The organism is Rubrivivax sp. JA1055 (assembly GCF_020966565.1).
GTDB lineage: Bacteria > Pseudomonadota > Gammaproteobacteria > Burkholderiales > Burkholderiaceae_C > Rubrivivax > Rubrivivax benzoatilyticus.
Genome location: NZ_JAJKFP010000005.1, coordinates 423,516 through 437,070 on the forward strand (window position 1 = coordinate 423,516; position 13,555 = coordinate 437,070).

A 13,555-nucleotide genomic window follows, 5' to 3' on the forward strand; every position below is an offset into this window, starting at 1 on the left:
CCGGGCGGCCGTCGCCGTTTCAGGCCGGCTGCGGCGTCAGCACGTAGCCGAAACGCCCCGGCATCTCGGCGAAGGCCAGCTCCTGCGGCTGCCAGCGCCCGGCCTCCACCGCCTCGGCGGCGTGGCCCATGTCCAGCGTGTGCACGAGGCCGAAGCCGAGCGGGGTGTCGAGGAACAGCCGGCCGTGTTCGTCCAGCCAGGCGCCGCGCGGCTCGGCCGCCGCGCCGGTGTGGGCCTGAACCCCGAAGCCGGGGTCGACGCGCCAGACGAAGGGCGCGGCCTCCAGCTCGACGTAGACACGCTGCGGCCCGTTCTGGAAGAACCAGGCGCCGGCCTCGTCGGGCAGGTAGTTGCGGTGGATGAACTCGCGCAGCTTGTCGTGCACGATGCGGCTGCCCTTGACCTGCGGGAACGGCCCGGCGGCCTGCACACGCTCGTCGCGCATGTACCAGTCGCCGCGCGCGTCCAGCGCCAGCCAGCCCCAGCAGTGCGGCACGTTCGGCCACTTGCGCAGCGCGGCTTCGACGATCGCGTCCATCGGCCGATGCTGCCTCAGGCGGCGCGAGCCAGCCAGCCGACGACCGCGTCGGCGAAAGGGCGCACGTCGCCCGGAAAGCCGCCGTGCGGGAAGCCGACGTGGCCGCCCTCGGCCGGCTGCCACAGCGTCACGTGCCGGCCGACCTCCGCCGCCCCGGGCAGCGAGTCGCCGGGCACGAAGGGATCGTTGCGGGCGTTGAACACCAGCGTCGGCACACGCACCGCGTGCAGATGCGGCCTGGACGAGGCGCGGCGCCAGTAGTCGTCGGCGCCGGCGAAGCCGTGCAGCGGCGCGGTGAACACGTCGTCGAACTCCCACAGCGTCGTCGCGCGCAGCAGGCGCTCGCGGTCGAACAGCCCCGGGTGCTGCTGCCACTTGGCCAGCGCCCGCGGCTTCATCGTCTGCAGGAAGCGGCGGGCGTAGACGGCGCGGTTGAAGCCGCGGTCGATGGCCCGGCCGGCGGCCGTCAGGTCCACCGGCGCCGACACCGCGGCGACGGCGCTGACGGTGGCCGCGGCGGCGTCGCCGTGCTCCTCGGTCCAGCGCAGCAGCGCGTTGCCGCCCAGCGAGACGCCGGCGGCCAGCAGCGGCCGGTTCTCTCGCGCCCGCAGCCGCTCGAGGATCCAGCCGATCTCCTCGAAGTCGCCCGAGTGGTAGGCGCGCGGCGCGAGGTTGAGCTCGCCCGAGCAGCCGCGGAAGTGCGGCACCGTGAAGGCCCAGCCGGCAGCGCGTGCGGCGAGCGCGAAGGCGATCGCGTAGCGGCTCGTCGACGAGCTCTCCAGCCCGTGGAACAGCACCAGGCGCGGCGCGCCGGGCGTGGCGGCGTCGAGGTGGTCGAGGTCGACGAAGTCCTCGTCGGGCGTGGTCCAGCGCTCGCGCCGGTACGGCGGCGTCTCGCGTTGCCAGGGGCGCGAGAACAGCGACGGCCAGATCGTCTGGAGATGGCCGCCGGGCAGCCAGCGCGGGGCGCGGTAGTCGTGCATCGCGGCGCGGGCTCCGGGCCCGCTCAGTGCAGCGTCGTCGGCGCCGGTTCGGGCGGCGGCCGCTCGTCGGGGCCGGCGGCGGTGGCGTGGTGCACCACGATGCGCCAGCCCAGCGGCGTCTTCAGGTAGACGTTGGTCGCCAGCATGCGCAGCTCGCTGCGGCCGCGAGCGGAGTCGACGAGGATGCGTTCGACCAGGTGGTGCACCGCGACCTCGGCGCGCTGCAGCCGGTGCACCGCGTCGTAGGACACCGCGATGCCGCCGTCGGCGAGCAGGGTCTCGTAGCTGGCGCGCACGGCGGCGGTGCCGACGACGCGCCCGCCGCCCGGATGCACGCAGAGCACGTCCTCGTCGTCGGCCCACAGCGCCATCATGCGGCCGACGTCGCCGCCGGCCATCGCCTCGTAGAACGCGGCCTCGGCGTCCTCGGGCGTCAGCGCGATCGTCGGCGCCGCGGGCGGCTTCGGGCGCGCCATCGCCGCCTCAGCGGAAGACCACGCTCTTGTGGCCGTTGAGCAGCACGCGGCGCTCGACGTGCCAGCGCACCGCGCGGGCCAGCACGCGGCACTCGATGTCGCGGCCGACGGCGGTGAAGTCCTCGGCCGACAGCGTGTGGTCCACGCGCTCGACGTCCTGCTCGATGATCGGGCCTTCGTCGAGGTCGGCGGTGACGTAGTGCGCGGTCGCGCCGATCAGCTTGACGCCGCGCGCATGGGCCTGGAAGTACGGCCGCGCGCCCTTGAAGCTGGGCAGGAAGCTGTGGTGGATGTTGATCGCCCGGCCGCGCAGCACCTCGCAGAACTCGGGGCTGAGGATCTGCATGTAGCGCGCCAGCACGACGAGGTCGATGCGCTCGCGGTCGATGATCGCCTCGACCTCGCGCTCCTGGGCGCGCTTGGTCTCGGCGCTGCTGCCGCCGACCAGCGGCAGGTGCACGAACGGGATGCCGTAGCTGTCGGCCAGGCCGGCGAAGGTCGTGTGGTTGGAGACGATCGCCGGGATCTCCACCGGCAGCTGGCCGCTCTTCCAGCGGAACAGCAGGTCGTTCAGGCAGTGGCCGTGCTGGCTGACCATCAGCAGCAGCCGCGGGCGGCGCGAGACGGCGTGGAAACGCACGTCCATCTGGTGCTGCTCGCGGGTGTGGGCGAACAGCCGGTCCAGCGTCTGCACGTCGGCCAGCTGTTGCGGCGCCTCGAAGTGCACGCGCATGAAGAACAGGCCCGTCGCGTCGTCGCCGTCGAGGTCGCCGAACTGCTGCGAGTCGATGATGTTGCAGCCCGCCTGGTACAGCAGCCCCGAGACGGCGAAGACGATGCCTTTGGTGTCCCGGCACGAGAGCGTGAGGACGAACTGGTTTTCCGCAGCCATCCCGGCATTGTAGGGACCGCCGCGCGGCGTTCTTTCGCGGCATCCGTCACGGCGCCCGGCGGGGAAGTCCCTCAGCTCCGGGTGCATTCGTTCGATATCCCTCCGGATGTGCCCCGCTGCGTCCGCCCCCCTGCCGAGCCGCCGATGAAGCTGCGATCGATCTCGCGTGGCTTCTCCGCCGCGGTCCTGCTGACGCTGCTGGCCAACATCCTCGTCTTCTGGGGGCTCGTCTTCCCGGCCAACGAGGCGATGCGCCGCGCCACCGACGACCGCGACCGCGCGCTCGGCTTCGTGCAGCAGATCGAGAACGAGAACACGCTGCTGGCCGAGCTGGTGCAGGGGTTCACCGCGCGCACCGACCGCCAGGGCGACCTGCGCTACTTCAACACCTACTACGAGATCCTCGCCGTGCGCGACGGGCGCTCGCCGGCGCCCGAGGGCGTCGACCCGATGCTCTACTGGCGCGAACGCATGCGCGTGCGCGACGTCGCCGCGGCGCGCACCGGGCCCAGCGTGCCGATGCTCGAGCGCATGTCGCGGCTGGGTTTCGTGTCCGAGGAACTGGCCGCGGCCGGCCGCATGCTGGCCGCGGCGCAGTACATGCAGGAGCTGGAGAAGATCGCGATGGCCGCGACCCAGGGCCTGTTCGACACCGCCGCCGGCGACTTCGTCGACGACGGCCATCCCGACCTGCCCTATGCCTTCGAGCTCGTGCGCTCGCGCGAGTACGAGGACCGCCGGCTGATGCTGGCCGAGGCCGTCAGCGAGCTGCGCGCCCAGGTGCGCGCGCGCACCGACGCGGCGATCGCCTCGTCGCGCGAGCAACTCGCCGCCGGCATCCAGGCGGCCGTCGTCACCAATGCGGCGCTGGCGGCGCTGTTCTACGCCGTCGTGCTGGTGCTGCGTCGGCGCGTGCTGCAGCCCATCGGCACGCTCAGCGCCGTCGCGCGCCAGATCGCGCGCGGCGAGTACGGCGAGCGCACCCGGCGCCACGAGCGCGGCGTCGAGGAGCTCGCCGGGCTGGGCGATGCGCTGGACGCGATGGCCAACCGCTTCCAGGCCGACATCGCCGCGCGCGAGCAGGCCGGCCGCGAGCTGCAGCTCGCGCGCGAGGAGGCCGACGAGGCCAACGAGGCCAAGTCGCGTTTCGTGCGCAACATGAGCCACGAGATGCGCACGCCGATGAACACCATCGTGCTCGGCCTCACCCACCTGTCGCTGCAGACCGACCTGAGCGGCGAGCAGCGCGACTTCGTCGACAAGGCCCAGGCGGCCTCGCGCATGATGCTGGCGCTGATCAACGACGTGCTCGACTTCTCCAAGATCGAGGCCGGGCGCATGACGATCGAGTCGGCGCGCTTCTCGCTCGAGGAGGTGGTCGGCCAGGCCGTCGAGCTCGTGCGCCAGCCGGCGCAGCACAAGGAGCTGGAGCTGCTGTGCGACTGGGCCGACCCGTCGCTGCTCGTCGACCGCGGCACGCTGCGCGGCGACGCGCTGCGGCTGCAGCAGGTGCTGACCAACCTGCTGTCCAACGCCGTGAAGTTCACCTCCCGTGGCCAGGTCCGCCTGACCGTCGACAGCGCGACGAGCGGCGACGACGCCGTCGTCGATCTGCTGCTCGTCGTCGAGGACACCGGCATCGGCATGAGCGCCGAGCAGATCGGCCACCTGTTCCGCGAGTTCGCCCAGGCCGACGTCTCGATCACGCGCCACTACGGCGGCACCGGCCTCGGGCTGGCGATCACGCGGCGCCTGGTCGAGCTGATGGGCGGCACGATCGCGGTGCGCAGCGAACCGGGTGTCGGCAGCCGCTTCGAGGTGCGGCTGACGCTGCCGCGCGAGCGTGCAGCCGAGGCCCCCGCGGCCTCGCCGGAAGCGGCGGCGGCGCGTGTGCTCGTCGTCGACGACCAGCCCGACACGCGCCTCGTGCTGCTGGGCCAGCTGCACACGCTGGGCGTGGGCTCGGCGGGGCGCCTGGCCGGGGCCGGCGATGCGACCCAGGCGCTGGCGCTGGTGCAGGCGGCGGCGCGCGAGGGACGGCCCTTCGATTTCGTGCTGCTGGACTGGATGCTGCCCGACGCCGACGGCGCCGCGGTGCTGTCGCGGCTGCACGAGCTCGACCCGCGCACCCGCATCGCCGTCGTCTCGGCCTACGGCACCGACGAGGTGCGCCAGTGCGCCCGGGGCCTGGGTGCGACCGACTTCATCGCCAAGCCGGTGCTGCCGGCCGATCTGCGGCGGCTGTTCCGCCCGGCCGAGGCGGCGCCGCCTGCGCCTGCCGCCGCCGGCGCGGGGCTGGGCGGCCTGCGCGTGCTGCTCGTCGAGGACCATCCGCTGAACCAGGAACTCGCCGCCGCGCTGCTGCGCCGCCGCGGCGCCGTGGTCACGATCGCCGACAACGGCCTGGTGGCGCTGGAGACGCTCGCCGCGCGTGGCGCCGACGCCTTCGACGTCGTGCTGATGGACGTGCAGATGCCGGTGCTCGACGGCCTCGAGGCGACGCGCCGCCTGCGCCGCGACCCGCGTTTCGACCGCCTGCCGGTGGTCGCGATGACGGCGCACGCACTCGACGAGGAGCGCCGGCGCTGCCTGTCCGCCGGCATGCAGGACCACATCGCCAAGCCGCTGGACGTGGCCGTGCTCGAGGTGGCGCTGGCGCCGTACCGGCGCGCGCCGGCGCCCACCGACGCGGCACCGTCGCCGCCGCCGGTCGTCGCCGCTCCGCTGCCGTCGCTGCCGTCGCTGGACACCTCGCGGGCGCTGCAGCAGTTCGACGGCAACGTCGCGTTGTTCAGGCGCACGCTGGCCGGCTTCGCCGCCGAGTACGGCGACGGTCTGCACGCCTGGGCCGCCTGGCTTGCCGACGGCCGCTGGCCCGAGCTGCGCCGCGCCGCGCACACGCTGCAGGGGCTGGCCGGGACGATCGGCGCCGTGGCCCTGCGCGAGCACGCGCTGGCGCTCGAGCGCGCCGCCGCGGCGCAGGCCGGCCCGCAGGCCGAGGCGGCGCTGCTGCCGCTGGGCGACACGCTGGCGCAGGTGGTGGCCGAGATCGACGCCGCGCTGGCCGCCCCGCCGCCGTGGCTGGTCAGCGCCCCGGCGCCGCTGCGCGACGGTGCCGAGGTCGCGCCCGAACAGGCGCTGCGCCGCCTGCGCGAGCTGCTCGAGGCCGCCGACAGCGAGGCGCTCGAATGCTGGCGCACCCAGCAGCGCGCGCTGCGCGCGGCGCTCGCGCCGCCGGTGATGCGCCGGCTGACGCAGGCCATGGCGGCGCTGGACTTCGACGCCGCGCTGGACGCGCTGCCGCCGCCATGACGGCGTGGCGCAACCCGCCGCTGGCGGCGCTGCTGGCGGTCCTGCTGGCCTGGGCCGGCCTGGCCGTGCCGGGGCTGCTGACGCCGCTGCAGGCGGCGAGCTTTCCGGCGCTGGCGCTGCTGCTGGCCGTGCTCGCGTCGGCCTGGGAACGCTGGCCGGTGCACCGCCGCGTGCTCGGGCGCGTGGCGCTGGCGGCGCTCGTGCTGCAGGTGCTCGCGAGCGCGCTGGCCGCCCCGGACGCCCCCGAGGGCGCTGCGACCTGGGCGCTGCGGCTGACGCTGCTGCCGGCACTGGTGCTGCTGCTGCGCGCCTGGCCGGCCGCGAGCCTGCCGCAGCGCGATCCGCTGCCGGCCCCGGTGCCCGCGCCTGCGCCGGCCGCCGACACCGGCTCCCGGGCGCCGGCGGACTTCCTCGCCACGCTCGGGCACGAGGTGCGCACGCCGATGAACGCCATCGTCGGCCAGACCCGGCTGGCGCTGGAGGCCGAGCTGGCGCCGGCGCAACGCCGCCGTCTCGAGGAGGTCGCACGGGCCTCGCAGCAGTTGCTGGACCTCTTCGGCGCGATGACCGCGCTGGCGGCGCTGGACGGCGGCCGCCTGCAGCTGGCCTGCGCACCGCTGCGTGTCGAGGATCTCGTGGCCGAGGCCTTTGCCGCGGCGCGCGTGCTGGCGCGCGGCAAGCCGGTGGAGCTGCACTGCCGCTTCGAGGCTCCGGCGCTGCTGGGCGCCGCCGGCTGGCGCCTGGGCGACGCGGCGCAGCTCGGCCGCGTGCTCGGCCAGTTGCTGGGCAACGCGGTGAAGTTCACCGACGCCGGCCACGTGCGGCTGGCCGTCGGGCTGGACGGCGAGCGCCTGCGTTTCACCGTCACCGACACCGGCGTCGGCCTGGATGCGGCGCAGCTGGCGGCGTTGTTCGAGCCGCTCGCGCAGGCCGACGGCTCGGCCACGCGCCGCCACGGCGGCCTGGGGCTGGGGCTGGCGCTTGCGCGGCGGTTGGCCGAGCGCATGGGCGGCCGGCTGGACGCGCGCAGCACGCCGGGCCGCGGTTCGTGCTTCGAGCTGCAGGTGCCGCTGCCGCCGGCGCCGGCCTCGCCCGGCGAGGCGGCCGTCGAGGCCGGCGGCCCGCTGCTCGTCGTGCAGGCCCACGACGAGGCGCGTGCCGCTCTGGTGCAGATGCTGCACGCGCTGATGCCGCAGGCGCGCGTCGACGAGGCCGTCTCCGGACGCCAGGCCCTGGCCTGCGTGCGGCGGGCCGCGTCCGCCGACGGCGACTACGGCCTGCTCGTCGTCGACTGGGTGCTGCCCGACATGGACGGTGCCGAACTGCTGCGCCATCTGCGCAGCGCCGGCGCCCGGCCGCGGCGCACCGTGCTGCTGGTGCCCTTCGACGGCCCGGCGGTGCAGCAGGCCGCTGGCGGGCTGGGCGTGGGTGCGCTGCTGCCCAAGCCGGTGCTGCCGTCGGACCTGCGCCGCCTGCTGGCCGGCGCGGCGCCGGCTGCCGAGCCGGCGTCGGGCGACGGCCGGCCCGCGGGGCTGGAACTGCTGCAGCAGCTCGGCGAGCTTCTGGACGACAACGACGCCCGGGCCGTCTCGATGTGGGAGTCGCATGCCTCGGACTTCATCGGGCTGCTGCCCGCCGCCGAGGCCGAGCAGCTCAGCGGCGCGATGTCGCGATTCGAGTTCGACGCGGCACTGGCGGCGCTGCGCCGCACCGCGCCCCGGAAAGGCCCCGATGAACGTTGACGCCCCGGCGCCCGGCGCCGATCCGCCGCTGCGCCGCCCGGTCGTGCTCGTCGTCGACGACACGCCGGCCAACCTGACGCTGCTGGCCCAGGTGCTGAACCGGGACTACCAGGTGAAGATCGCGATCAACGGCCGGCGCGCGCTGGAGATCGCCGGGCGCAGCCCGCCGGACGTCATCGTGCTCGACGTCATGATGCCCGAGCTCGACGGCTACGAGGTCTGCCGCCGGCTCAAGGCCGACCCGCTGCTGGCTGACGTGCCGGTGCTGTTCCTGACGGCGCTGACCCGGCCCGAGGACGAGACGCAGGGTTTCCGTGTCGGTGGCGCCGACTTCATCCACAAGCCCTTCAATCCCGAGACGGTGCTCGCGCGCGTGGCCACGCAGCTCAAGCTGAAGGTCGCGCGCGACGTGCTGCGCGACCGCAACGCGCACCTGGGACAGGCGCTGGAGCGCCGCTGCCGCGAGGCCGAGCGGCTGCGCGAGACGACGCTGTTCCTGATGCTCGGCCTGGCCGAGTTCCGCGACAACGAGACCGCCAACCACATCAAGCGCACCGAGGAGTACGTGCGCACGCTGGCCAGCTGGTACGCCGCACGGCCCGGCGCGCCGGCCGACCTGAGCGCCGCGGCGATCGACGAGCTGGCCAAGGCCGCGCCGCTGCACGACATCGGCAAGGTCGCCATCCGCGACGCGATCCTGCTCAAGGACGGCCCGCTCGGCGCCGATGAATGGGCCAGCATGAAGACCCACACGGTGCGCGGCGCCGAGCTGCTGCAGAAGGCGATCGACCGGCTCGGCCACGATGCCGGGCCGATGCTGGTCTACGCCAAGCAGATCGCCCGCCACCACCACGAACGCTGGGACGGCAGCGGCTATCCCGACGGCCTGGCCGGCGAGGACATCCCGCTGGCGGCGCGGCTGATGGCGGTGGCCGACGTCTACGACGCGCTGACCACGGCGCGCCCGTACAAGCCGGCCTGGGACCACCGGGCGGCGATGGACTGCATCGTGCAGGGCGCCGGCCGCCACTTCGACCCGGTGCTCGTCGAGGGCCTGCGCGCCTGCGAGGCCGCCTTCGTCGAGATCGCCACCGAACTCCGCGATGCCGGCGACGACGGCAGCTCCCCGCCGCCGGCGCCCTGAGGCGGCGGCCACCCGACACGATGAAGAACAACAAGCCCTTGCGGGCGCTCGCCGCCGCCGCCGTCGCCGCCACCGTCAGCCTGCCCGCCGCGGCGCTGGACCTGTCCTGGTCGGGCTTCGGCACGCTGGGCTGGGCGCAGTCCAACCGCGGCTGGGCCGTCGAGCGCAGCATCGACCGCGGCGGCAGCGCCGAACGCGACACGCTGGTCGGCCTGCAGCTTGACGCGCGCCTGGCCGAGCGCTGGAGCGCGACGCTGCAGCTCAAGGCCGCCGAGTCGCTGGAGCGAGACCACCGCTGGGACGTGACGCCGGCCTGGGCCTTCCTCGCCTGGCGGCCGGACGACGACTGGCTGCTGCGCGCCGGCCGCATGCGGCTGCCGCTGTACCTGTACTCCGAGATCCTCGACGTCGGCGCCACCCAGGACATGGTGCGGCTGCCCACCGAGATGTACTCGATCGCGCCGTCCAACGAGTTCGACGGCCTGTCGGCGACCCGGACCTGGACGCTCGGCGACGACGAGCTCTCGCTGGACGCCTATGGCGGCCGCGCCCGCACCACGGCGCGCTTCTGGGCGCGCGACGGCCTGGCGCCGGCCAAGCCCGCGGGGGCCAACTTCGTCGAGGTCGAGGTGCACGCGGTCGGCGCCGCGCTGACGCTGCGCCAGCCCGACACGCTGTGGCGTGCCGGCATGCACCACGTGCGCACCGCGCAGACCGACGGCTCCCGCATCCCGGTGACGCTGCCCTGGGTCGAGCTGGCGCCCGGTGTCGGCTTCTACAAGACCGACGACTCGATCCCCTACGGCCCGCCGGTCGAGGCGGTGTCGACGATCACCAACCTGATCTTCACGCTCGGCGTCGAGCACCGTTTTGCGGCGCACTGGCGGGTTGCGGCCGAGTACGCGCGCGACATCCAGCACGACACCGAGCTGGGCTCCAACACCTCGGGCGGCTACGTGGCGCTGTTCCGCGAGTTCGGCGCGCTGACGCCGTACCTCGCCTGGTCGCAGCTGCGCTCGACGCGCGGCACGCGCGACTGGTATCGCCGCCTGACCGCCCACCCGCTGCCCGAGAGCCTCCCCGGGGCCGGGCCGATCAACGCCGCGCAGCGCCTGACGGCCGAGACGATCTGGGCCGCCGACCAGCGCTCGGTCGCGCTCGGCGCGTCCTGGACTCCGGCGCCCGGTCACAAGCTCAAGGCGGAGTGGAAGCGCACCGCGATCGGCCAGATGAGCCGCCTGGTCGACACGCCGGCGGACGCCGGGACGATCCACGACACGCACGTGGACGTCTGGTCGATCAACTACGGCTTCGCCTTCTGAGGGCGCGTCGGATGCGTCGCCGCCGCCTCCTCCTCGTCGCCGGGCTGCTGCCGGCCTGCAGCGCCTGGGCCGGACCGCCCGTCGACATCGTCGTCATCGCCCACCCGGGCATCGTGCGCGTGGACCTGCCGACGCTGCAGCGGCTGTACACCGGGCGCGCCGTCGAGGTCGGCGGCACGGCGGCCAACGTCGTCAACGCGCCGCCGGGCACGCCGTCGCGCGAGCGTTTCCTGTCGCAGGTGGTGCAGCTCGACGACGGCCGCTACATCGCCTACTGGACGGTGCGCCGCCATGTCGGCAAGGGCGTGCCGCCGCGCGAGCTGCGCAGCAGCGCGGAGATCATCGCCTACGTGCAGGCGACGCCCGGCGCGATCGGCTACATCCCGGTGTCCGAGCTGCGGCCCGGCCTGAACGTCGTGCTGCGGCCCTGATCAGGCCGCCGGCAGCGTCACGGTGAAGCTCGAGCCCCGGCCGGGTTCGCTGTCGACCTCGATGCGCCCGCCCATCAGCACGACCAGGTCCTGCGTCAGCGCCAGGCCGATGCCGGTGCCTTCGACGCGGCCGCGCACCGCACGGCCGCGGTAGAAGGGCTCGAACAGGCGCTCGCGCTCGTCGCGCGCGATGCCGATGCCGGTGTCGTGCACCGCCAGCGGCTGCCAGCGGCCTTGCGGGGCCGCGATCTCCAGCTCGACGCGGCCGCCGGCGCGGTTGTACTTGATCGCGTTGGTCAGCAGGTTCAGCAGCACCTGACGCAGCCGCGTGCCGTCGGCGCGCACGCGCGCACCGGGGGCGGAGTCGGCCAGCGCCAGCGTCACCTGGGCGCGTTCGGCGCTGCCGGCGACCATCGCCAGCGCCTCCTCGGCCAGCGGCCGCAGCGGCACCGCGGCCAGGCGCAGCTCGATGCCGCCGGACTCGATGCGCGTCAGGTCGAGCAGGTCGCCGATCATCTGCAGCAGGTGCTCGCCGGCTTCGCGGATCAGCTTGATCCGGCGCTGCTGGCTTTCGCTCGGCGGCTCGACCGGATCGCTCTCGAGCAGCTGGGCGAAGCCGAGCACCGCGTTCAGCGGCGTGCGCAGCTCGTGGCTCATGCGCGACAGGAACTCGGTCTTGGCGCGGTTGGCGGCCGCGGCGACCGCGGCGTCCTGGCGCGCCTGCTCCAGCTCGCGGCGTTCGGTGGCGTCTTCGAGGTAGCCGTGCCAGACGGTCGAGCCGTCGGCCTGGCGGCTCGGCGTCGCCTCGCCGCGCACCCAGCGCAACTGGCCGGCGCGGCGCACGCGGAACTCGGCGCGCCAGGGCTCGAGGGTGCGTGCCGAGGCGCGGATCGCCGCGCGCAGCGGGCCGCGGTCTTCGGGCTCGACGCAGTCCAGCAGCGCCCGCCCGTCACGCGCCAGTTCGGCCGGCTCGATGCCGAACAGCGCCCGGCAGCGTTCGCTGGCGTAGGGGAAGGTGATCCGGCGCTCGGGGTCGGCGTGGATCTGCACCAGCGTGCCCGGCACGTGGCGCGCGATGCGCGCCAGCCCTTCCAGCGCCTGCTGCGCCGTGTCGGCCAGCTCGCGCAGCTCGGTGATGTCGGTCTGCGTGCCCAGCATGCGCCGCGGGCGGCCGTCGGCGCTGCGCTCGACGATGCGGCCGCGCTCGCGCACCCAGCGCCAGCGGCCCGCGGCGTCGCGGATGCGGTAGCAGTGTTCGTAGACGTCGACCTCGCCGCGCGCGTGGCGCAGATAGGCCTCGTGGTTGGCGGCCAGGTCGTCGGGGTGGATCAACCGGTCCCAGTCGGCCTGGGTGGGGCCGATGTCCCCGGGGCGGTAGCCCAGCATCGCCAGGCCTTCTTCGACGTCGCTGAGCCGGTCGGTGTCCAGGTCCCAGCCCCAGACGAAGGTGCCGGTGCCGGCCAGCGCGGCGTGGAACAGCGCGTGGCGCGCATCGCCGTCGTCGCCCGGTTCGGGCGGGGGCGTCGGGGCAGCCTGCTCCGGCGAGGGGGGCGGCTGCGTGCCCACCTCGCCGTGCCTCCTCAGTGGCCGGAAGCGTGCACGCCCGGCGCCAGCTTGTAGACCGTGCCGCAGTACGGGCAACGGCCTTCGCCGGTGGTCGCGACGTCGATGAAGACGCGCGGGTGGTTGCTCCACAGCGGCATCTTCGGGTTCGGGCAGAACACGACGCCCGGCCCGGCGAGGTCGGCCGCCTGGACCTCGACAGTGGCTTTGGGTTCGTTCATGTCAGTTCAGACCTGGGTGAGCCATTCGGCGTATTTCGGGTTGCGGCCGTTGACGATGTCGAAGAAGGCCGCCTGGATCTTCTCCGTGACCGGGCCCCGCGCGCCAGCCCCGATCTGGATGCGGTCGAGCTCGCGGATCGGCGTGACTTCGGCGGCGGTGCCGGTGAAGAAGGCCTCGTCGGCGACGTAGACCTCGTCGCGCGTGATGCGCTTCTCGACGACGTCGATGCCCAGGTCGCGGCAGATCGCGAAGATCGTGTTGCGCGTGATGCCGTTGAGCGCGCCGGCCGACAGGTCGGGCGTGTAGACGGTGCCGCCGCGCACGACGAACAGGTTCTCGCCGGCCCCTTCGGAGACGAAACCCGAGGCGTCGAGCAGCAGCGCCTCGTCGTAGCCGTCGTCGGTGGCCTCCATGTTGGCCAGGATCGAGTTCGTGTAGTTGCTCACCGCCTTGGCCTGCGTCATCGTGATGTTGACGTGGTGGCGGGTGTAGCTGCTGGTCTTGACGCGGATGCCGCGGCGCAGGCCTTCCTCGCCGAGGTAGGCGCCCCAGGGCCAGGCGGCGATCATCAGGTGCACGGTGTTGCCCTTGGGGCTGACGCCGAGCTTCTCGGAACCCAGCCAGGTCAGCGGGCGCAGGTAGCAGCTCTCCAGCTTGTTGGCGCGCACGACCTCGCGCTGCGCGTCCATCACCTCCTGCAGCGAGAAGGGGATCTTCATGCGCAGGATCTTGGCGCTGTTGAACAGGCGCTCGGTGTGCTCCTGCAGGCGGAAGATCGCCGTGCCCTGGGCGGTGTTGTAGGCGCGCACGCCCTCGAAAGCGCCGCAGCCGTAGTGCAGCGTGTGCGTCAGGACGTGGATCTTGGCGTCGCGCCAGTCGACCAGCGCGCCGTCCATCCAGATCTTGCCGTCGCGGTCGGACATCGACATG

Annotated in this window: 12 protein-coding genes; 5 read left to right on the plus strand and 7 right to left on the minus strand. The window is 73.9% G+C overall.

The window, feature by feature from the left end; genetic code table 11:
• Positions 1 to 19: 19 nt before the first annotated feature.
• From LOC65_RS08655 to purU, 4 genes are read right to left on the minus strand one after another with little or no spacing between them, the layout of a single operon-like run.
• Entirely contained in the window at positions 20 to 538 is a 519-nt protein-coding gene (locus tag LOC65_RS08655) for a DUF2946 family protein (RefSeq protein ID WP_230247221.1), read from the minus strand.
• A gap of 14 nt (positions 539 to 552) precedes the next feature.
• Positions 553 to 1,521, minus strand: coding sequence for a YheT family hydrolase (locus tag LOC65_RS08660; protein WP_009858965.1), 969 nt, complete (start codon positions 1,519 to 1,521; stop codon positions 553 to 555).
• Positions 1,522 to 1,544: 23 nt separating this feature from the next.
• Positions 1,545 to 1,997, minus strand: coding sequence for a nuclear transport factor 2 family protein (locus LOC65_RS08665; RefSeq protein ID WP_009858966.1), 453 nt, complete (start codon positions 1,995 to 1,997; stop codon positions 1,545 to 1,547).
• Between the two features lie 7 nt (positions 1,998 to 2,004).
• Positions 2,005 to 2,889, minus strand: coding sequence for a formyltetrahydrofolate deformylase (gene purU / locus LOC65_RS08670; RefSeq protein ID WP_009858967.1), 885 nt, complete (start codon positions 2,887 to 2,889; stop codon positions 2,005 to 2,007).
• A 144-nt stretch (positions 2,890 to 3,033) separates the two neighbouring features.
• Here purU and LOC65_RS08675 point away from each other — a divergent pair, with 144 nt between their 5' ends.
• The 5 genes from LOC65_RS08675 to LOC65_RS08695 are packed head-to-tail and all read left to right on the plus strand — an operon-like array spanning position 3,034 to position 10,840.
• Positions 3,034 to 6,201 carry a response regulator gene (locus LOC65_RS08675; protein ID WP_230247222.1) on the plus strand — a complete coding sequence of 1,056 codons (3,168 nt, stop codon included), beginning with the start codon at positions 3,034 to 3,036 and terminating at the stop codon, positions 6,199 to 6,201.
• Positions 6,198 to 7,943, plus strand: coding sequence for an ATP-binding protein (locus tag LOC65_RS08680; protein ID WP_164962463.1), 1,746 nt, complete (start codon positions 6,198 to 6,200; stop codon positions 7,941 to 7,943). Before LOC65_RS08675 ends, LOC65_RS08680 begins: the two co-directional genes overlap by 4 nt.
• On the plus strand, positions 7,933 to 9,087 hold the full coding sequence (locus LOC65_RS08685) for an HD-GYP domain-containing protein (RefSeq protein ID WP_164962464.1): 1,155 nt from the start codon (positions 7,933 to 7,935) through the stop codon (positions 9,085 to 9,087). Before LOC65_RS08680 ends, LOC65_RS08685 begins: the two co-directional genes overlap by 11 nt.
• A 20-nt stretch (positions 9,088 to 9,107) precedes the next feature.
• On the plus strand, positions 9,108 to 10,409 hold the full coding sequence (locus tag LOC65_RS08690) for a hypothetical protein (RefSeq protein ID WP_164962465.1): 1,302 nt from the start codon (positions 9,108 to 9,110) through the stop codon (positions 10,407 to 10,409).
• An 11-nt stretch (positions 10,410 to 10,420) separates the two neighbouring features.
• A complete protein-coding gene (locus LOC65_RS08695; protein WP_164962466.1) occupies positions 10,421 to 10,840 on the plus strand; it encodes a hypothetical protein in 420 nt (139 codons plus the stop codon).
• Here LOC65_RS08695 and LOC65_RS08700 read toward each other — a convergent pair whose 3' ends face one another.
• Genes LOC65_RS08700 through LOC65_RS08710 form a run of 3 tightly spaced genes read right to left on the minus strand, consistent with a single transcriptional unit; the run spans position 10,841 to position 13,554 of the window.
• Positions 10,841 to 12,406 carry a PAS domain-containing sensor histidine kinase gene (locus LOC65_RS08700; RefSeq protein WP_009858973.1) on the minus strand — a complete coding sequence of 522 codons (1,566 nt, stop codon included), beginning with the start codon at positions 12,404 to 12,406 and terminating at the stop codon, positions 10,841 to 10,843.
• Positions 12,407 to 12,420: 14 nt separating this feature from the next.
• Positions 12,421 to 12,624, minus strand: a complete 204-nt coding sequence (locus LOC65_RS08705) for a zinc-finger domain-containing protein (protein WP_009858974.1) — start codon at positions 12,622 to 12,624, stop codon at positions 12,421 to 12,423.
• 6 nt (positions 12,625 to 12,630) lie between these two features.
• Positions 12,631 to 13,554, minus strand: a complete 924-nt coding sequence (locus LOC65_RS08710; RefSeq protein ID WP_164962468.1) for a branched-chain amino acid transaminase — start codon at positions 13,552 to 13,554, stop codon at positions 12,631 to 12,633.
• Between the last annotated feature and the right edge of the window lies 1 nt (position 13,555).